Below are 17,818 nucleotides of genomic sequence, written 5' to 3'. Positions count from 1 at the left end.
GGTGACGTCAGCCGCTGGTCCGGTGCACCGTGACCGGCGGCTCGCTGCCGAGGGCCGTCTCGTCGCGGCGGCGTGCGCCCACGCCCTCAGTAGCCGCGCTCCCGTACCAGGTCGTGGGTGAGTCGGGTGAACGCGCGGGTGGCGGCGCTGCGGTAGGTGGCGTCGCGGTGCAGCAGGGCGACCGTGCGAGTGGGGAGGGGCGGGGCGAGGGGGACGGGGCTCAGGTGGGGGTGGTCGTGGGTGATGGCATCGGGCAGGACCGTGGCCAGGTCGGTGCGTCGGACGATCTCGGTGAGGGCCTGGATGGAGTTGGCCTCGACGGTGATGCGGGGACTCACCCGATGGTCGGCGAAGTAGGCGTCGATGTGACCGCGCGTGGCGAAGTCGCTGCTGAGCAGCGCCAGTTGTCGTTCCTTGAGGGCGTGGACCGGTGTCGGCTCCTGGGCGGCCGCCGTGTTCCGGGGCTCGCCGGTGACGAGCGTGAGGGCTTCGGTGAACAGCGGTGTGACCGTGATGCCGGGCAGGTGCGCGGCGCCGTCGGTGAACGCGATGCCGAGGTCGAGTTCGTCGGCCAGGAGCGCGGACTCCACGCGGTCCTGGGATGCCTCCGTCACCGTGAGGGTGATGCCGGGGTGGCGATGGTGGAGCTCGGCGGTGAGGGGGCCGACGAGGTACGCCGTGAAGGTGGGGGTGACCCCGAGACGCAGGTGGCCGCGGGTGAGGTCCTGAACATCATGGACGGCGCGTTCGGCGGCGGCGAGGTCGCGTAGCGCGCGCCGGGCGTGGTCGGCGTAGACCTGCCCCGCGTCTGTGAGGCGCACGGTGCGTCCCGTGCGGTTCAGGAGCTGGACGCCCAACGCGCGTTCAAGCTGTCTGACCTGCTGGGACAGGGTCGGCTGGGAGATCCGCAGGTCTTCGGCGGCCCGGGTGAAGCTGCCGTGCTCGGCCACCGCGAGCAGATAGCGCACGTGCCGCAGTTCGAGTGCCATGGGATCGATTATAGATGTCGCCTATGGGAGTCAGGTTTAGTACGTCTTGGACGCTATAGGTGCAGGTCGTGCATGGTGGATCTCATCGGGGCACACGGGCCCTGTGGACCACAGAGAGGGAGTGTCGCCATGTCGGACCTCGCCGAGGGCGTCGCGCGGTTTCAGCGGGACGTCTTCCCCGCGAAGGCGCGGCTGTTCGGTCACCTGGCCTCGCATCACGCACCGCACACGCTGTTCATCGGCTGTTCCGACGCCCGGGTCGTCCCGGAGCTGATCACCGGCAGCGAGCCGGGGGAGCTGTTCGTCGTCCGTACGGCCGGCAACCTCGTCCCCGCCCATCAGCAGAGCGCGGACGGGGTCGCGGCGAGCGTCGAGTACGCCGTCGCGGCGCTGGGTGTCTCCCGCGTCGTGGTCTGCGGACACTCGGCCTGCGGCGCGATGACCGCCTTGGCCGAGGGGCACGACCTGGACGCCACTCCGGCGGTCGCCGGCTGGCTACGGCATGCGGACGTCTTGCGGGCCCGCACCCTCGCACCCGGTGACGTACCGGCTCTGGTACGCCAGAACGTGGCCGCGCAGCTGACGAATCTGGCGACCCACCCCTCCGTCGCCCGGGCCCTCGCGCGGAACGCGCTCACCCTCCACGGCTGGGTCTACGACATCGGCACCGGCCACGTCGAGGAACTCGCCACGACCGGCGCCCCGATCGCCGCCTGATCCACACCCTTCATGGGGTCCAGCCGATCCATCGGATCCATCCGCAACACCCGCAACATCCACAACACCCGCAACATCCGCAACGTTCGACAGAAGGAAGACCGCTCATGATGCACGCACAGTTCGACCCCACCGCCCGCCAGGTTCTCGCCGCTCGCGCGGTCGAGGCCAAGACGCGCAAGGACCTCAGCTGGCAGCAGATCGCCGACGCCGCCGAACTGTCGGTCGCCTACGTGACCGCCGCCGTCCTGGGCCAGCACACCCTGCCGGAGAAGTCCGCCACCGCGGTCGCCGAGCTGCTCGACCTCGGGGAGGACGCGGCCATGCTGCTCCGGACCGTGCCGACCCGTGGCTCGATCCCCGGCGGCATCCCCACCGACCCGACGATCTACCGCTTCTACGAGATGCTCCAGGTCTACGGAACCACCCTCAAGGCGCTGGTCCACGAGCAGTTCGGCGACGGCATCATCTCCGCGATCAACTTCAAGCTGGACGTACGGAAGGTCGCCGACCCCGAGGGCGGCGAGCGCGCCGTGATCACCTTGGACGGCAAGTACCTGCCGACCAAGCCCTTCTGAGGGTCGTCCAGGCGGTCGGGTCGCCGGGCTCGGGGCGGGGGAGCAGGAGGGGGGTGGCCAGGAGGAGGGCGCCGGCGGCCGCGATCGCGGTGCGGGGGCCGGTGGCGACGGCCAGGAGGCCCCACGCGGCGGTCAGGACCGCGATGGAGGCGCTCGTGCTGATCGACCAGGCGGCCAAGGTACGGGCGAGGCGGGCGGGGCCGGTGTGCTGGAGCCGGTAGGTCGCGAGGACCGGGTTGTACAGGCCGCAGCAGGTCACCAGGCCGAACTGGACGGTGATGACGAGGACGATCCCGGGGACGCCAGGCTGGACGAACGCCAGTCCCAAGGGCCACACGGCACGCAGCGTTCCGGCCGTGAGGAGCATCCTTCGCTGCCCGTACCGGGCCACGAGCCGGTGCGCGAGGCGGGCGCCGACGAGGCCGCCGAGGCAGGGGACCGCGAAGACGAGACCGTACTGCCAAGGGGCGAAGCCGAGTTCGCGCAGCAGGAGCAGGGCGAGCAGCGGCTCGGGGGCCATGATCAGGCCGTTGACCGCGATCGCGTTGAGGAAGAGCGGGCGCAACGTGGGATGGGTGAGGATGTGGCGCCATCCCTCGAACAGGTCGCCCGCGCGCAGCCGCGGTCCGGCCGTCCGCTCGGGGCGCGGTTCCGTCCCGCCGATGGAACGGATGCCGAGGGCCGAGAGCAGGTAGCTGACCCCGTCGGCCATCACGGTCGTCACCGGGCCGAACATCCCGATCGCGGCCCCTCCCAGCGGTGGCCCGACCATGGTCGCGCTCCACGTAGTGGACTCGAACCGGCCGTTCGCGACGAGCAGGTCCTCCGGTGGCACGAGCGTCCTCAGATACGCGCCGGAGGCCGCCCTGAAGGCGATGTCGGCCGCGGCGACCACGACGGCGACGACGAGGAGCTGGACGAAGCCGAGCCGTCCGAGCGCGAACGCGGCCGGGACGCTCATCAACGCCGCGAACCGCGTCAGGTCCATCGCCACCATGACCGGCCGCTTCCGGCGGAACTCCACCCACGGCCCGAGCGGCACCGCCACCAGGGCCCCCACGGCCCGCCCCGCGGCGGCCAGCGCCGCCACCTGGGCCGGCCCGGAGTCGAGCACGAGCACCGCGATCAGCGGAAACGCGCCGAACCCGAGCGAGGTCCCGTACGCGCTGACGGCGTACGCCGCCCACAACCGCCCGAACCGCGGCCCCAGCGCCCGCCGCCTCACAGCGACCCGCAGGCGGGGCGGGGACCGGTCGTCGATGTCACGCCGTACATCATCACCCGCCCGCTCCCGCCCCCGAGGACCGCGTCCTCCGTCAACGGCCGCGAGCGGTGTCGGGATCACCTCGATGGGGCGCTCGGCCGGACGGGCCGCCGCCCGCGTGTCCGAGGAGCAGGCCCCCGAGGGCCACGCGAGGATTGCACTCCCGCTGCCCGGGACCCGGGACGTGTACGAGGAAGGCAGTTCGCGATGGACGACGAGCAGATCAGGAACCGGCCCGTGCTGGAGCAGGCCGCGGCGGAGCTCGCCGCGGCGTCGGCCAAGCCACCGTTCCTGTACCAGCTTCCCGTGGACGAGGGCCGCAAGGCGCTCGACGAGGCGCAGGACGGCGCCGTCGCGAAGCCGGAGATCGACGAGGAGTGGGTGACGGTCGAGGGTGGTCCGACGGGCAGCGTCCGGGTGCGGATCGTCCGCCCGGCCGGGCACGAGGGTCCGCTGCCCGTCGTCCTCTACATCCACGGCGCCGGCTGGGTCTTCGGCGACGCCCACACCCACGACCGTCTGGTGCGCGAGCTGGCCGTCGGCGTCCGCGCGGCCGTCGTCTTCCCCGAGTACGACCGGTCGCCCGAGGTCCGCTACCCGGTGGCCATCGAGCAGAACTACCTCGTCGCCCAGTGGGTCGTGAACCAGGGCGCGGACCGCGGCCTCGACGGGACCCGGCTCGCGGTGGCCGGCGACTCGGTCGGCGGCAACATGTCCGCCGCGCTGACGCTGATGGCGAAGGAGCGCGGTGACGTGTCGCCGGCCGCGCAGGTGCTCTTCTACCCGGTCACGGACGCGGCCTTCGACACCGATTCGTACCACCGGTTCGCCGAGGGCTACTTTCTCCGGCGCGAAGGCATGAAGTGGTTCTGGGACCAGTACACGACGAGCGAGGAGGACCGCGCGCAGATCACCGCGTCCCCGCTGCGCGCCACCACCGAGCAGCTCACCGGGCTGCCGCGGGCGGTCGTCATCACGGCAGAGGCCGATGTGCTGCGCGACGAGGGCGAGGCGTACGCGAACAAGCTGCGCGAGGCCGGGGTCCCGGTCACCGCCGTCCGCGTCCAGGGCGTCGTCCACGACTTCGTCATGCTCGACGGCCTGCGCGGCACCGAGGGCGCCGAGGCCGCGATCACCCTGGCAGTGGACGCGCTCCGCAAGGCCCTCGACACCGTCTGACCAGCCGTCTGACCAGCCGTCGGCCCGGCCCGGCAGCCCGTCACCCGGATCCGGGCGGTCGGGGGCGCCATCCGGATCCGGGCCGGCCTCAGGGCAGAGCACGGCGAGGCTCCGGTGTCGTGGTGTCGGCCGGGGGGTTGTCCTCCGTGAGGAGCTGGGCGAGGAGGAGGCCCGTGGCGCGGCGGCTCAAAGAGTGGGCGGCGGCAAGGAGGCGTGGGTGCCGGTGGGCCGGCAGGGAAAGGGCGACGCTCGTGGCCCGGCCGGGCAGCCCGAGCGAGTACGCCACGCACACCTCCGTCCTGGAGTATTCGAGCAGGTCGAACTGGGCCGCGTGCGGGCCGTGTCCGTCGAGGGTCTCGATCAGGGCGCGCGGGTTGGTGATGGTGCGGTCGGTGAGCTGGATCGAGGGGTAGCGGGTGAGATGGTCCATGCGGGAGTCGAAGTCGAGCTGGGCCAGGAGGCTTTTGCCGACGGCGCTGGCGTGGCCGGTGTCGGTGAACGGAGCCCACTCGTCGACCGGCGGGGCGGTCGCGCTGTGCGCGGCCTCGTGGATGCGGATCTCGCCGTCCGTGTAGCTGCTGAGGTAGACGGCGGCGTCGAGTTCGTCGCGCAGACCGGCCAGGGTCTTCTTGAGCAGCAGGCGGCCGGGGTCGGGTTCGGTGACCAGTTCCATGACCGGTCCGGTGTGGTGGACGCCGGCGACGGTGACGACAAGACCCTGGCCCCGCAGCCACTCCAGGAGCAGAGCGGTCGCGTTCAGGGACATCCCCGCGCGCTGCGCGAGGGTCCGGGTGTCCGCGCCGCCCGCGCCCACGATGAGGTGGAGCAGGTCCCTGGCCCGTTGGGTGGCCTGCCATCTGGCCGGGATCACGGCGGGGGAGAGGTACCGCCTGGCCATGTCGTTGAGGACGGCCGGCCGCAGGGCGTTCGCCGACCACCAGGGCTCCTCGGCCCGCCGGCCCGTGCCGGTCGCCTGGAGCGGCATGCACACGCCGGCGGACTCGGAGGGGAAGACGGCGGCGGACTCGGCCGGGAACACCGCACCAGTCTCGGCCGGGAGCTCGGGCAAAGGGAGCGCAGGCCCAGTCTCCTGGCCGCCCGGCAGCGCCGTCAGCCGTGGCCGCCAGTTCTGCGCCCCGACGGCGTCCGTCGGCGGATGCCGGTACTCGTTCGGCACCTGCGGCGCCGGTACGAGGAAGAGTTGTGGCTGTGCTTCGAGTTCCCCACCCGCGACCGACCCCGCCTCGGCGGCCGCCCCGGCCGGAGGGGCCTCGGGCTCGACGTGGGTCCGCGCGGCGAGCATGTGCTCGGGCACGCCGAGCCGGGTGCGGACCTCCTCGAAGAACTCGGTGTCCTCGCACAGGGGCGTCGCCGTCCCGGGGGCCGGACGCCGGTTCCCGAGGGCGGCGAGCAGCCGGGCCGCGTCCCCGTGTCCGTGCCGGGCCGCCTCGGCGACCAGGTAGCTCGCGTCGTCGGCCCATTCCCCGCCGGCCCGCAGGGCGACCACGGCGAGCCGGAACAGGGCCCCCGGGTGGCCGACGGCCGCGGCCTCGCCCAGCCACTGCGCCGCGCTCGTCAACTCGTTCCGGCCGAGGGCCTTCGAGCCCAGCCGGTAGAGCGAGTTCGCCCGCTCGCGGTCCTCGCGGCCCGTCTCGTACGTCTCGGCCAGAGGGCCGAACGTCCCGTCGGGCCGGTCCCAGAAGTCCGGGGGCCCGGCGAGCCGGCCGATCAGTTCCACGAGCCCGGCCGGGACGTCCGGCGTCGGGCGGCCGCCGCTGACCTCGTTGAAGCGGCTCACAACCGTCACCTGTCCTTCTTCAAGCATCGTGTCGTCCTTCGGTGCTCGTCGCGGATGAACGCGCCCAGCGCGTCCCGCAGTTCGGCCACCGCCTTGTGCCGCTCCCGGTGGAGTCGGTCCGTCCGCATGCCGAGCGAGGCCGCGATCTGCACGTCGCTGAGCCCTTGGCTCTGGAGCCGTACGACCTGGCGGCGCCGGCTCTGCGGCATCGCGTCGATGGCGGGCAGCACGAGGTCCTCCAGGGGGTCGAACTCGCCCACCGCCTGCCGCTGTTCGGGCAGGGAGACCGTCAGGCCGTCGCCCGCGAGCTCCAGCCTGCCCTCGCTGCGGAGCCGGTCCCTGGCCAGGTTCCAGGCGGCCGTCCGTAGATAGGCCGGGACGTTCACCTTCTCGTCCAGCTCGCCCTTCGCGGCCTTGCGCGCCACCCGCAGGAACGCCTCCTGCGCCACGTCCTGGCAGGCCTGGAGGGAGAGCTTCTCGTCGGTCCGCCTGCGCAGGAAGAGCGGCTCCCGGCCCATGAACACCGTGTAGTGGTCGTACAGCCGCTGTCCGACCCCTCCGTCCACCGCGCGTGGGGCCTGCCTCGTCTCGCCGTCTACCACGGGGCGCGCTCCTTCGCCGAGGACGGGCGGCCTGCCGCATCCGACACCACCACGACCTCGACGGTGACGTGCGTGGCCGCCCCGGCGTGCCGGGGTGCCCGCGTCGAGGAACCCGGTGCGTCCCGCCGGTCGGCGGCGGGCCGCTCGGTGCCGCCCCGGGACCGCCGCCGGTCCACGTACAGGTGCACAGCGGCGGCGAGTCCGGGGATCACCACGCTCGTCAACGCCGGGGCGAGCCCGGTCCACTCGAAGGGCGCCGTCATCTGAGTCGTTCTCCATCTGCTCCGAAGGGGACGCAGGTACCGCGCCCTTGCCTCACAGACGGCCGACGACGGCCAGTTCTCCCCCCAGGACCGCAATGCTCCGAAAGTGATCGGGCAGCTGTGCGGAATTGACCGACCTTGACCCGCAGGGCTCGGTCGCCCCTGGTCAGCCGCCCCTGGTTCACCCCGGAATTAGGTTAGGCTAACCTGTGCGGCGTGAGAGTTGGTGAAGAAAGCCCGCAGGCCACGCCCGTACGCGGTCATGCGCTGTCGGCCACAGATGTCACCGTCGCCTACGACGGTGTCGACGTCGTGCACGGCGCGTCCGTGACGCTGCGGCCCGGCGACGTGACCGTGCTGGTCGGCCCGAACGGCAGTGGCAAGTCCACGCTCCTGCGGACGATCGCCCGGTTGCAGCGGCCCCGCAGCGCCACCCTGACCATCGACGCCGACACGGACGGCCTCGCCCTGACGCCCCGCGAGTTCTCGCGGCACGTCGCCCTGCTGACGCAGGGTCGCCCCACACCCAGCGGGCTGACCGTACGGGACGTGGTCGAGTTCGGCCGCTACCCGTACCGAGGCCGCTGGGGCAAGGCGGACCCGGGCGGCCAGCCCGCCGTGGACCGCGCGCTCCGCATGACGGGCGTCGAGGAGTTCGCCGACCGCGGCGCCGAGCACCTCTCCGGAGGACAGCTCCAGCGCGTCTGGCTCGCGGGCTGCCTCGCCCAGGAGACCGGCGTGCTCCTCCTCGACGAACCCACCACCTACCTCGACCTGCGCTACCAGATCGAACTCCTCGACCTCATCCGCGACCTGGCCGACGACCACGGCATCGCCGTCGGCGTCGTCCTGCACGACCTGGACCAGGCCGCCGCCGTCGCCGACCGGATCGTTTTGCTCCAAGCCGGACGGATCGTCGCCGAAGGCCGCCCCGAAGACGTCCTGACCGCCCCGCGGCTCACGGACACCTACGGCATCCGCATCGAGGTCGACACCGACCCCTCGACAGGCCGGCTGCGCACCCGCGCGATCGGCCGCCACCACACGCGAAGCGAAAGGCTCAGCCCCACCTCATGAGACGCCTCCTCCTCACCGCCGCGGTCGCCACCGCGGCGGCGCTCACCCTGACCGCCTGTGGCACGACCGAGCCCGCCAAGGACGACGCGAAGAAGTCCGCCGAGCCGATCACGCTCACCGACGACACCGGCGCCAAGGTGGAGCTCGACGGGCCCGCCAAGAAGGTCGTCGGCACCGAGTGGAACGTGGTCGAGACCCTGATCTCCCTCGGTGTCGACCCCGTCGGTGTCGCCGACGTCAAGGGCTACAAGACCTGGGACTCCGCCGTCCCGCTGAAGAACGACCCCAAGGACATCGGCACGCGCGGTGAGCCGAGCGTGGAGACCATCGCCGGTCTCAAGCCCGACCTCATCGTCGCCACCAGCGACCTGCCGCCGGCCGCAGTGAAGCAGCTCCGCGGGATCGCCCCGGTCCTGAACCTCACGGCCGCCGACGCCGCCGACCCGATCGGCCGGATGACGAAGAACCTCGACGCCATCGCGAAGGCCACCGGCACCACGGACCAGGCCGACAAGCTCAAGAAGGGCTTCGACGCGAAGCTCGCCGAGGGCAGGAAGGCCCTGGCCGACGCCGGCCTCGGTGGCGCCAAGTACGCCTTCGCCGACGGCTACCTGGTCTCCAACCAGGTCCAGATCCGCCCGTTCACCAGCGGTTCGCTCATCGGCGCCGTGAACGAGAAGCTCGGCCTGAAGAACGCCTGGACGGTCAAGGGCGACCCGGCCTACGGCCTCGGCACCACCGACGTCGAGGGCCTCACCAAGCTCGGTGACGGCGTGCACTTCGCGCACATCAGCAACGACGGCGACACGAGCAGCAACCCCTTCGAGGGCGCCCTGGCCAAGGACAAGGTGTGGACCTCGCTCCCGTTCGTCAAGAAGGGCGACGTGCACCGGCTGCCCGACGGCATCTGGATGTTCGGCGGTCCCGAGTCGATGAACCAGTACGTCGACTCCGTCGTCAAGGCGCTGACGAAGTAACCCCCATGGCCGTCACCGCACCTTCCTCCGCCACCCTTCCGTCGGCGGCCGCGTCCCGGTCGGGCGCGGCCGCGGTGACGGCCGTACTGATCCTCCTCGTCGCGGGCCTCGCCCTCGTCGACATCACCCAGGGCACCGCCGCCGTCGGCGCCCCCGAGGTGTGGAAGGCGTTCACGGGCCGGGCCGACCCGGCCGACGCGTCCGTCGTCATCGCCTCCCGCCTCCCCCGGATGGTCGCGGGGCTGCTCGTCGGAGCCGTCCTCGGCATCGCGGGCGCCGCCCTCCAGGCCGTCAGCCGCAACGTGCTCGCCTCGCCCGACACCCTGAGCGTGAACGCGGGCTCCTACCTGGCCCTCGGACTCGTCTCCGCGAGCGGGCTCTCGCTCCCGCTGCTCGCCTCCTCCGGCGTCGCCTTCGTCGGTGGCCTCGCGGCGGCGGCCGTGGTCCTCGGGCTCTCCGGGCTCGGCTCCGGCACGGTCCGGCTCGTGCTCGCCGGCAGCGCCCTCACCCTCGGCCTCACCGCCGTCACCGAGGGCCTGATGCTGCTCTTCCCCCAGGAGACGGAAGGCCTGTTCGCCTGGAACCAGGGCAGCATCTCCCAGAACGGCTTCGACGGCGTCCTGCAGATGGCGCCGATCGCACTCATCGGCCTCATCGGCCTGTTGCTGGTCTCCCACCGGGTCGACGCCCTGGCCCTCGGCGACGACGCGGCCCGCGGCCTCGGCGTCCCGGCGCGCTCCACCCGCGTCACGGCCGTCGTGCTCGCCGCGGTGCTCTCGGCGGCGGCGGTCACGCTCGCCGGACCGATCGGCTTCGTCGGCCTGTGCGCCCCGGCCCTCGTCCGGCCTCTGGTCCGCCGGTTCCGCGCCTTCTCCCGCGCGCGTGCCGCGTTTCCGATCGCCGGCCTCGCCGGTGCGGCCCTCGTGCTCGGCTCGGACGTGCTGCTGCGCGCCGTCGTCCCGGCGGACGCGGCGGTCGCCGTGCCGACCGGTGTGGTCACCAGCCTGGTCGGCGCCGTCTTCCTGATCGCCATGGCGACGCGGGTCCGAGACACCGCCGGAGCCGCCGCGGTCGACCGGCTCCGCATCCGGAGCCGGGCCGTCTTCCTGACCACCACGACCGGCCTGGTCGTGGCCCTGGTGGGCGTGGTGATCGCCGCGGTCCTCCTCGGCGACAGCAAGCTGCTCCTCGGCGACGTCGTGAACTGGGCCCAGGGCAACGCCGGCAGGACCGTCTCCTTCGTCCTCGACACGCGCGTGCCCCGGGTCCTCGCGGCGCTCCTGGCGGGCGCGGCACTCGCCCTGGCCGGCACGCTCGTCCAGGCCGTGACCCGTAACCCGCTCGCCGAACCCGCGACGCTGGGCGTCTCCGGCGGCGCCGCGCTGGGCGCCGTCCTCCTCGTCACCACCGTGCCGCTCGCCGGCGGATGGGGCGTGGCCGGTGCGGCGTTCGCGGGCGCCGCCGTCAGCTCCGTCATCGTCTTCGGACTGGCCGCGCGGGGCGGGTTCCAGCAGAACCGGCTCGTGCTCGTCGGCTTCGGAGTGGCCACCGGCGCGGCAGCGCTGATCAGCCTGCTCATCGTCCTCACCGACCCGTTCAACGCGACCAAGGCCCTCACCTGGCTGTCCGGTTCCACCTACGGGCGGACCATGCCGGACATCGTGCCGCTCGCGGTCGTCCTCGCGGTGGGCGTGGTGGCCGCGTTCGCGCGGCGCACCGAGCTCGACCTCGTCTCCCTCGACGAGGACACCCCCCGGCTCCTGGGCCTCAGCCTCGGGCGGGGCCGCCTGGGCTTCCTCGCCCTGAGCGTCCTGCTCAGCGCCACCGCCGTCGCCGCCGCGGGCACGATCGGCTTCGTGGGCCTCGTCGCCCCGCACGCGGCCCGCGCCCTCGTGGGCCGGCAGCACGCGCGCGTGGTCCCGGTCGCGGTCCTTCTGGGCGCCGTACTCGTCTGCACGGCGGACCTGTTGGGCCGCACCGTGATCGCACCCGGCCAGCTCGGCGCCGGAATGATGACGGCCGTGATCGGCACGCCGTACTTCCTCTACCTGCTGATCCGCAGCCGCCGGTAGCGAGAGCGACAGCGACGGCACATGCGTGAGCCCCGCCCCGGGACCATCCGGGGCGGGGCTCACGCGTCGGCTCAGCCTCCGACGTACGCCGCGAGGTGCTCGCCCGTGAGGGTCGAGCGGTCGGCGACGAGCTTGGCAGGCGTGCCCTCGAAGACGACCTTGCCGCCGTCGTGGCCGGCACCCGGGCCGAGGTCGATGATCCAGTCGGCGTGCGCCATCACGGCCTGGTGGTGCTCGATGACGATCACCGACTTGCCGGAGTCGACAAGACGGTCGAGCAGGCCGAGCAGTTGCTCCACGTCCGCGAGGTGGAGTCCGGTCGTCGGCTCGTCGAGGATGTACACACCGCCCTTGTCGCCCATGTGGGTGGCGAGCTTGAGCCGCTGCCGCTCGCCGCCGGACAGGGTGGTGAGCGGCTGGCCGAGGGTGAGGTAGCCGAGCCCGACGTCGGAGAGCCGTTCGAGGATCTTGTGCGCGGCGGGCGTCTTCGCCTCGCCCTCGCCGAAGAACTCCTCCGCCTCCGTCACCGACATGGCGAGCACCTCGCTGATGTCGCGTCCGCCGAGCCGGTATTCGAGCACCTCCGCCTGGAACCGCTTCCCCTCGCAGTCCTCGCAGGGGGTGGCGACTCCCGCCATCATCGCCAGGTCGGTGTAGATGACCCCGGCGCCGTTGCAGGTGGGGCAGGCGCCCTCGGAGTTGGCGCTGAAGAGCGCCGGCTTGACCCCGTTCTCCTTAGCGAACGCCTTACGGATCGGGTCGAGCAGACCGGTGTACGTGGCCGGGTTGCTGCGCCGGGAGCCACGGATCGGGGTCTGGTCCACCGACACCACGGTCTCGCCGGCCGGAATCGACCCGTGGACCAGGGAGCTCTTGCCCGAGCCCGCGACACCGGTGATGACGACCAGGGCGCCGAGCGGGATGTCCACGTCGACGTCCCGCAGGTTGTTCGCCGTGGCGCCGCGGATCTCCAGAGCGCCGCTGGGCGTGCGCACCGAATCCTTGAGGGAGGAACGGTCGTCGAAGTGCCGGCCGGTGATGGTCTTCCCGGCCCGCAGTCCCTCCACGGTGCCTTCGAAGCAGACCGTGCCGCCGCCCGTACCGGCGCCGGGGCCGAGGTCGACGATGTGGTCGGCGATCGCGATCGCCTCCGGCTTGTGCTCCACCACAAGGACCGTGTTGCCCTTGTCGCGCAGCCGCAGCAACAGCTCGTTCATCCGCTGGATGTCATGCGGATGGAGGCCGATCGTCGGCTCGTCGAAGACGTACGTGACGTCGGTGAGCGAGGAGCCGAGGTGCCGGATCATCTTGACCCGCTGCGCCTCGCCGCCCGACAGCGTGCCCGCCGGCCGGTCGAGGGCGAGATAGCCGAGGCCGATCTCCACGAAGGAGTCCAGGGTCCGCTGCAGCGCTTCGAGCAGCGGCGCCACCGAGGGCTCCTTGAGACCGCGGACCCACTCGGCCAGGTCCCGGATCTCCATCGCGCAGGCGTCGGCGATGCTGATCCGCTTGATCTTCGAGGACCGGGCCCCTTCGCTGAGCCGCGTTCCGTCGCACTCCGGACAGACGGTGAAGGTGACCGCACGCTCCACGAACGCCCGGATGTGCGGCTGCATCGATTCCTTGTCCTTGGACAGGAACGACTTCTGGATCTTGGGGATCAGCCCTTCGTACGTGAGGTTGATGCCGTTGACCTTGATCTTGGTCGGCTCCCCGTAGAGGAAGGCCTGCATCTCCTTCTTGGTGTACCGGCGGATCGGCTTGTCCGGGTCGACGAAGCCGGACTGGGCGTAGAGCTGCACGGTCCACTGACTGTCCGACTTCCAGCCGGGGATGGTGAACGCGCCCTCGGACAGCGACCTGGAGTCGTCGTAGAGCTGCGTGAGGTCGATGTCGGAGACCTTGCCCCGGCCCTCGCAGCGCGTGCACATCCCGCCGGTGCGCTGGAAGGTCGCCTTCACCGTCTTGGTCTTGGCGGCACCGCGCTCGACGGTGATCCCACCGCTCGCCCGGACCGAGGCCGTGTTGAAGGAGTACGCGCTGGGCGGGCCGATGTGCGGCTTCCCGAGCCGGCTGAACAGGATGCGCAGCATCGCGTTGGCGTCGGTCGCGGTGCCGACCGTCGAGCGCGGGTCGGCGCCCATCCGCTGCTGGTCGACGGTGATCACCGTCGTCAGGCCTTCGAGGACGTCGACCTCGGGGCGGGCGAGGGACGGCATGAAGCCCTGGACGAAGGTGCTGTACGTCTCGTTGATCAGCCGCTGCGACTCCGCCGCGATCGTGTTGAACACCAGCGAACTCTTGCCCGAGCCGGAGACCCCGGTGAAGACCGTCAGCCGCCGCTTCGGGATCTCGATGCTGACGTCCTTGAGATTGTTCTCCCGCGCGCCGTGCACGCGGATCACGTCGTGGCTGTCGGCACCGTGCGGCGCGGGCGACTGCGCGCCCTTCCTCGTGGCCATGCTGATCGTGCTCTCCATCCGTGAGCCGGGGCCGCGCGGCACGCGGCCTCCGTCCTTCCGACTTGCCGTCCTGCCGTCTTTCCGTCGTTCCGTCCGTCCACCCAGGTTCTACGTCGTCGGCGAAGGCGGAGGCAACGGTTCAGCGCCGTGCCGTCGCGTTCATCGGTCCTGAAGCAGTCCCAGCACGTTGCCGTCGAGGTCCGTGATCGTCGCCACGAGCCGGCCGCCACCGACATCCTTGGGCGCGTCCCGCACGGTCGCGCCGGCGGCCGTCACCTCGGCCAGCTTCGCCGCGATGTCCGTCACGTGCCAGTAGGCCACCGGCGAGGCCGTGCCCTGGCCGCCGCTCGGGACGAGCCCGATGTGCTGGCCCGCGGTGTCGAAGCCGACGTAGTACTCGCTGTCGGTCTGCGGCTGGATGCCGAGCAGCGCGGCGTACACCTCCTTGGCCTTCGCCAGGTCGGACACGGGGTGCAGCACGGTCTTGACGCCCTGGGTGGGAGTGCCGGTCATGATCGCTCCTGAGGTGGTGGGTCGCCGGGACCCGGTCGGTGTGGTGCGGACATCGGCCCTCCGACGCCCACGGCAGCCACGCTACGTGCGGCCCGGGGACGGCGCTTCTCGATTCCTGACCGGTTCGCCCGCGTCCGGATCGAGACCGAGGACGGAGAGGAAGGCCGTCGCCGCCGGGGTGCGCCCGGTGGCGTTCCAGACGGCGTACTCGACCCGGGTCGGCGCGTCCGAGACCTCGACGGTGGTGACGCCGGTCAGTTGGGGCGCGTACGTGGAGGGGAGCAGGGCGATCGCCAGGCCCTGCCCGACCAGGCGGGCCATGAACAGGTCCGCCGTGGTCACCTCGAAGGCCACGTCACGGGTGAGGCCGGCGGTCGCGAAGGCCAGGTCGGACTGGACGCGACCGGCCGTCCCGGCAGGCAGGTCCACGAAGACCTCCGAGGAGAGCCGGCGCAGGTCGACCTCGGGCCCGCCCGCGAGGGGATGGTCCGGGGCGACCACGGCGACGAGCCGGTCGTGCGCGAGGACGTGGGCGGCCACACCGCGCGGCGGGGCCGCCGGCGTCGGCAGGCCCAGGAACGCCAGGTCGAGGACGCCTTCCCCGACCTGCTCGGCGAGCTCCTCGCTCGCGCCCACCTTCAGGGCGACGCGGACCCGCGGGTAGCGCCCACGGAACGTGCGCAGCGCCCCGGGGACGTCGACCGCCGCGACGGTCGGGATCAGGCCCACGGCGAGCCGTCCGCGTACCTCTCCGACGGCGGCGGCGACCTCGGCCGCCGCCCGCTCCGCGGCCTCAAGGCACTGCCGGGCGGCCGGGAGGAACGCCGCTCCGGCCGGGGTCAGCCGCACCCTGCGGCTCGTGCGTTCGAAGAGCCGCGCGCCGAGTTCCCGCTCCAGGCGCGCGATCTGGTGGCTGAGGGCGGACTGCACGACCAGACACCGCTCGGCGGCCCGGGTGAAGCTGTTCGTCTCGGCGACGGCGACGACGTACCGCATCTGTTGGAGGTCCACGGATCCATCGTGTATCGAGATGGATCACGTGACAAGCATGTGTTGGACTCATTGATCACGCCCGTTCGAGACTGCGGGCATGACAAGTTCCGTACTGTCCCGCACCCTTCTGACGGCGCTCGCACCCGTCTCGTGGGGCACCTTCTACGTCGTCACCACCGAACTCCTCCCGCCCGCGCACCCCCTGTTCGCGGGGCTCCTGCGGGCGCTGCCCGCCGGTCTGATCGCCCTCGCGATCGGCAGGGCGCTGCCGCGCGGCGCGTGGTGGGGGAAGGCCGCCGTGCTCGGCGTCCTGAACATCGGGCTGCTCTTCCCGCTGCTGACGGTCGCCGCCGAGCGCCTCCCCGGAGGTGTGGCCGCCACCCTGGCCGCGGCCCAGCCGCTCGCCGTCGCCGTCCTCGCCGTGGCGGTCCTCCATGAGCGCCTGTCCGGCCGGCGGCTGGCCTGGGGAGCGGCGGGCGTGGTCGGCGTCGGCCTTGTGGTGATCGGGCCGAGCGCCGCGTTCGACCTCATAGGGGTCCTCGCCGGCCTCGGCAGCGCGGCCACGATGGCGCTCGGAGTGACGCTCACCAGACGCTGGGGACGCCCGGCCGGGGTCGGGCCCGCCGCGTTCGCCGGCTGGCAACTCACGGCGGGCGGCCTGTTCCTGCTGCCGCTCACCCGCCTCGTCGAGGGGGCGCCTCCCGCGATCGACCTCCCCGCCGCCCTCGGCTACCTCTGGCTCGGCCTGGTCGGCGGCCTGATCGCCTTCGTCCTGTGGTTCCGCGGTCTCACCGCGCTCCCCGTCACCTCCGTCGCGGTGCTCGTCCTGCTTTCCCCGCTGGTCGCCGCGGTGCTCGGAGTCGCCCTGCTCGGCCAGACCCTGGGGCCGGTCCAGCTCCTCGGGTTCGGGCTCTGCCTCGCCGCGATCGTCGCGGCGCAACTGCCCGCGCCGGCCGCGCGCCGGGCGGCCGCCCGACCTGCGTACCCGCCTGACCCACGTTCCGACCTCTGACCTGCGCACCCGCCTGAACTGCGTAAACGTCAGGCCGCGGCGACCAGGGCGATTCACCCGCTTGCCGGTCATGGAGTTGCGGCTAATGTCGTATTAAGGCCACATGTGCACCCCCTGGTCTCCCGCGCTCCCCCGGCGAGGGGAAGGGGGCGTACGGAAGGAGCCCCCCATGACCCGCACATTGCGTGGCGCGATCGCCCTGGCCGGAGCCGCGGCCCTGTCCCTCGGCGCGGTCTCGATGAGCGGCGCGGCCCAGCCGGGCTCGGCCACCGCGGCGCAGGGCGAAGTGAAGATCGGCCTCCTGCTCCCCGAGAGCAAGACCACGCGCTACGAGAAGTTCGACCGGCCCTACATCGAGCAGAAGATCAAGGAGCTGGCGCCCGACGCGCAGATCGACTACTACAACGCGGCCGAGAGCGCCACCACCCAGCAGCAGCAGGTCAACACCGCGCTCGCCAAGGGCGACAAGGTGCTGATCCTGGACGCCGTGGACTCCAAGTCCATCCAGTCCTCCGTGCAGAAGGCCCATGACGCGGGCGTGAAGGTCGTCGCGTACGACCGCCTCGCGCAAGGACCCGTCGACGCCTACGTCTCGTACGACAACCGCAAGGTCGGCGAGTTGCAGGGTCAGGCGCTGCTCGACGCGCTCGGTGACAAGGCCGACAGCGGCCAGATCGTGATGCACAACGGCTCTCCCACCGACCCCAACGCGGCCGAGTTCAAGGCGGGTGCGCACTCCGTCCTCGACGGCAAGGTGAAGATCGGCAAGGAGTACGACACCCCCAACTGGGACCCGAACAACGCCAACCAGCAGATGTCCGGCGCCATCAGCGCACTGGGCAAGGACAACATCGTCGGCGTGTACTCGGCCAACGACGGTCTCGCCGCCGGTATCGCCACCGCCCTCAAGGCGGCCGGTATCAACGTGCCGTTGACCGGTCAGGACGCCCAACTCGACGCCATCCAGCGGATTCTCCTCGGCACCCAGACCATCACGGTCGAGAAGCCGTACAAGCCGGAGGCCGACATCGCCGCCACCATGGCCGTCGATCTCGCCGAGGGCAAGGAGCTTCCCGACTCCCTGACGCCCACCACCGTCACCAGCGGCAGCGGCCAGAAGGTCCCGGCCAACCTGCTGACCCCGATCGTGGTCGACAAGGGCAACATCAAGGACACGGTCGTCAAGGACGGTCTGTACACGGTCCAGGAGATCTGCACACCCACCTACGCCGCCGCCTGCAAGCAGGCCGGTCTGGAGTAGCCGAGGGCCCTGGAGCCCTGTCCGAGCATCCGAGCAGCAACGCAACGGGGGCCGGGTAGGA

16 protein-coding genes are annotated in these 17,818 nt (G+C 72.0%); 8 read left to right on the top strand and 8 right to left on the bottom strand.

Going from position 1 to position 17,818, the window contains the following annotated elements; translation table 11 throughout:
- Positions 1–86: 86 nt before the first annotated feature.
- Positions 87–989, bottom strand: coding sequence for a transcriptional regulator CynR (gene cynR, locus ACGFYP_RS01015; protein ID WP_393485164.1), 903 nt, complete (start codon positions 987–989; stop codon positions 87–89).
- A gap of 129 nt (positions 990–1,118) precedes the next feature.
- Between cynR and ACGFYP_RS01010 the strand changes: the two genes are divergently transcribed.
- Both ACGFYP_RS01010 and cynS read left to right on the top strand, forming a co-directional pair.
- Complete coding sequence (locus ACGFYP_RS01010) at positions 1,119–1,706, top strand: carbonic anhydrase (protein WP_393485163.1); 588 nt, start codon at positions 1,119–1,121, stop codon at positions 1,704–1,706.
- A gap of 107 nt (positions 1,707–1,813) precedes the next feature.
- Entirely contained in the window at positions 1,814–2,284 is a 471-nt protein-coding gene (cynS, locus tag ACGFYP_RS01005) for a cyanase (RefSeq protein WP_393485162.1), read from the top strand.
- On the opposite strand, the gene ACGFYP_RS01000 is transcribed toward cynS, so the two are convergent.
- Positions 2,244–3,509: an MFS transporter gene (locus ACGFYP_RS01000; RefSeq protein WP_393485161.1), complete on the bottom strand. Its 1,266-nt coding sequence runs from the start codon at positions 3,507–3,509 to the stop codon at positions 2,244–2,246. The two genes, cynS and ACGFYP_RS01000, sit on opposite strands and share 41 nt — an antisense overlap.
- A gap of 246 nt (positions 3,510–3,755) precedes the next feature.
- Between ACGFYP_RS01000 and ACGFYP_RS00995 the strand changes: the two genes are divergently transcribed.
- Complete coding sequence (locus ACGFYP_RS00995) at positions 3,756–4,727, top strand: alpha/beta hydrolase (RefSeq protein ID WP_393485160.1); 972 nt, start codon at positions 3,756–3,758, stop codon at positions 4,725–4,727.
- Between the two features lie 88 nt (positions 4,728–4,815).
- Here the strand turns inward: ACGFYP_RS00995 and ACGFYP_RS00990 are convergent, their stop codons facing one another.
- Genes ACGFYP_RS00990 through ACGFYP_RS00980 form a run of 3 tightly spaced genes read right to left on the bottom strand, consistent with a single transcriptional unit; the run spans position 4,816 to position 7,390 of the window.
- Positions 4,816–6,552: an IclR family transcriptional regulator C-terminal domain-containing protein gene (locus tag ACGFYP_RS00990; RefSeq protein WP_393485159.1), complete on the bottom strand. Its 1,737-nt coding sequence runs from the start codon at positions 6,550–6,552 to the stop codon at positions 4,816–4,818.
- Positions 6,531–7,127 carry an RNA polymerase sigma factor gene (locus ACGFYP_RS00985; protein ID WP_393485158.1) on the bottom strand — a complete coding sequence of 199 codons (597 nt, stop codon included), beginning with the start codon at positions 7,125–7,127 and terminating at the stop codon, positions 6,531–6,533. The genes ACGFYP_RS00990 and ACGFYP_RS00985 overlap by 22 nt, the downstream gene beginning before the upstream one ends.
- Positions 7,121–7,390, bottom strand: a complete 270-nt coding sequence (locus tag ACGFYP_RS00980; RefSeq protein WP_393485157.1) for a hypothetical protein — start codon at positions 7,388–7,390, stop codon at positions 7,121–7,123. The genes ACGFYP_RS00985 and ACGFYP_RS00980 overlap by 7 nt, the downstream gene beginning before the upstream one ends.
- Before the next feature lie 216 nt (positions 7,391–7,606).
- Between ACGFYP_RS00980 and ACGFYP_RS00975 the strand changes: the two genes are divergently transcribed.
- Genes ACGFYP_RS00975 through ACGFYP_RS00965 form a run of 3 tightly spaced genes read left to right on the top strand, consistent with a single transcriptional unit; the run spans position 7,607 to position 11,516 of the window.
- Positions 7,607–8,467 carry an ABC transporter ATP-binding protein gene (locus ACGFYP_RS00975; protein ID WP_393485156.1) on the top strand — a complete coding sequence of 287 codons (861 nt, stop codon included), beginning with the start codon at positions 7,607–7,609 and terminating at the stop codon, positions 8,465–8,467.
- Positions 8,464–9,444 carry an iron-siderophore ABC transporter substrate-binding protein gene (locus tag ACGFYP_RS00970; protein ID WP_361962079.1) on the top strand — a complete coding sequence of 327 codons (981 nt, stop codon included), beginning with the start codon at positions 8,464–8,466 and terminating at the stop codon, positions 9,442–9,444. The genes ACGFYP_RS00975 and ACGFYP_RS00970 overlap by 4 nt, the downstream gene beginning before the upstream one ends.
- A gap of 5 nt (positions 9,445–9,449) precedes the next feature.
- On the top strand, positions 9,450–11,516 hold the full coding sequence (locus tag ACGFYP_RS00965) for an iron ABC transporter permease (RefSeq protein ID WP_393485155.1): 2,067 nt from the start codon (positions 9,450–9,452) through the stop codon (positions 11,514–11,516).
- A 71-nt stretch (positions 11,517–11,587) separates the two neighbouring features.
- Here the strand turns inward: ACGFYP_RS00965 and ACGFYP_RS00960 are convergent, their stop codons facing one another.
- The 3 genes from ACGFYP_RS00960 to ACGFYP_RS00950 all read right to left on the bottom strand — a co-directional run bounded on the left by ACGFYP_RS00960 (position 11,588) and on the right by ACGFYP_RS00950 (position 15,502).
- Positions 11,588–13,984: an ATP-binding cassette domain-containing protein gene (locus tag ACGFYP_RS00960; RefSeq protein ID WP_393485991.1), complete on the bottom strand. Its 2,397-nt coding sequence runs from the start codon at positions 13,982–13,984 to the stop codon at positions 11,588–11,590.
- A 153-nt stretch (positions 13,985–14,137) separates the two neighbouring features.
- Positions 14,138–14,491, bottom strand: a complete 354-nt coding sequence (locus tag ACGFYP_RS00955; RefSeq protein ID WP_393485154.1) for a VOC family protein — start codon at positions 14,489–14,491, stop codon at positions 14,138–14,140.
- 81 nt (positions 14,492–14,572) lie between these two features.
- A complete protein-coding gene (locus ACGFYP_RS00950; protein WP_393485153.1) occupies positions 14,573–15,502 on the bottom strand; it encodes a LysR family transcriptional regulator in 930 nt (309 codons plus the stop codon).
- 79 nt (positions 15,503–15,581) lie between these two features.
- On the opposite strand from ACGFYP_RS00950, the gene ACGFYP_RS00945 reads away from it, so the two are divergent.
- Both ACGFYP_RS00945 and ACGFYP_RS00940 read left to right on the top strand, forming a co-directional pair.
- On the top strand, positions 15,582–16,496 hold the full coding sequence (locus ACGFYP_RS00945) for an EamA family transporter (RefSeq protein WP_393485152.1): 915 nt from the start codon (positions 15,582–15,584) through the stop codon (positions 16,494–16,496).
- 169 nt (positions 16,497–16,665) lie between these two features.
- On the top strand, positions 16,666–17,757 hold the full coding sequence (locus ACGFYP_RS00940) for a sugar ABC transporter substrate-binding protein (RefSeq protein WP_393485151.1): 1,092 nt from the start codon (positions 16,666–16,668) through the stop codon (positions 17,755–17,757).
- Positions 17,758–17,818 lie beyond the last annotated feature (61 nt).

This window comes from Streptomyces sp. NPDC048370 (genome assembly GCF_043200825.1).
Lineage (GTDB): Bacteria > Actinomycetota > Actinomycetes > Streptomycetales > Streptomycetaceae > Streptomyces.
This window is presented reverse-complemented; position numbering and strand designations above follow the sequence as displayed.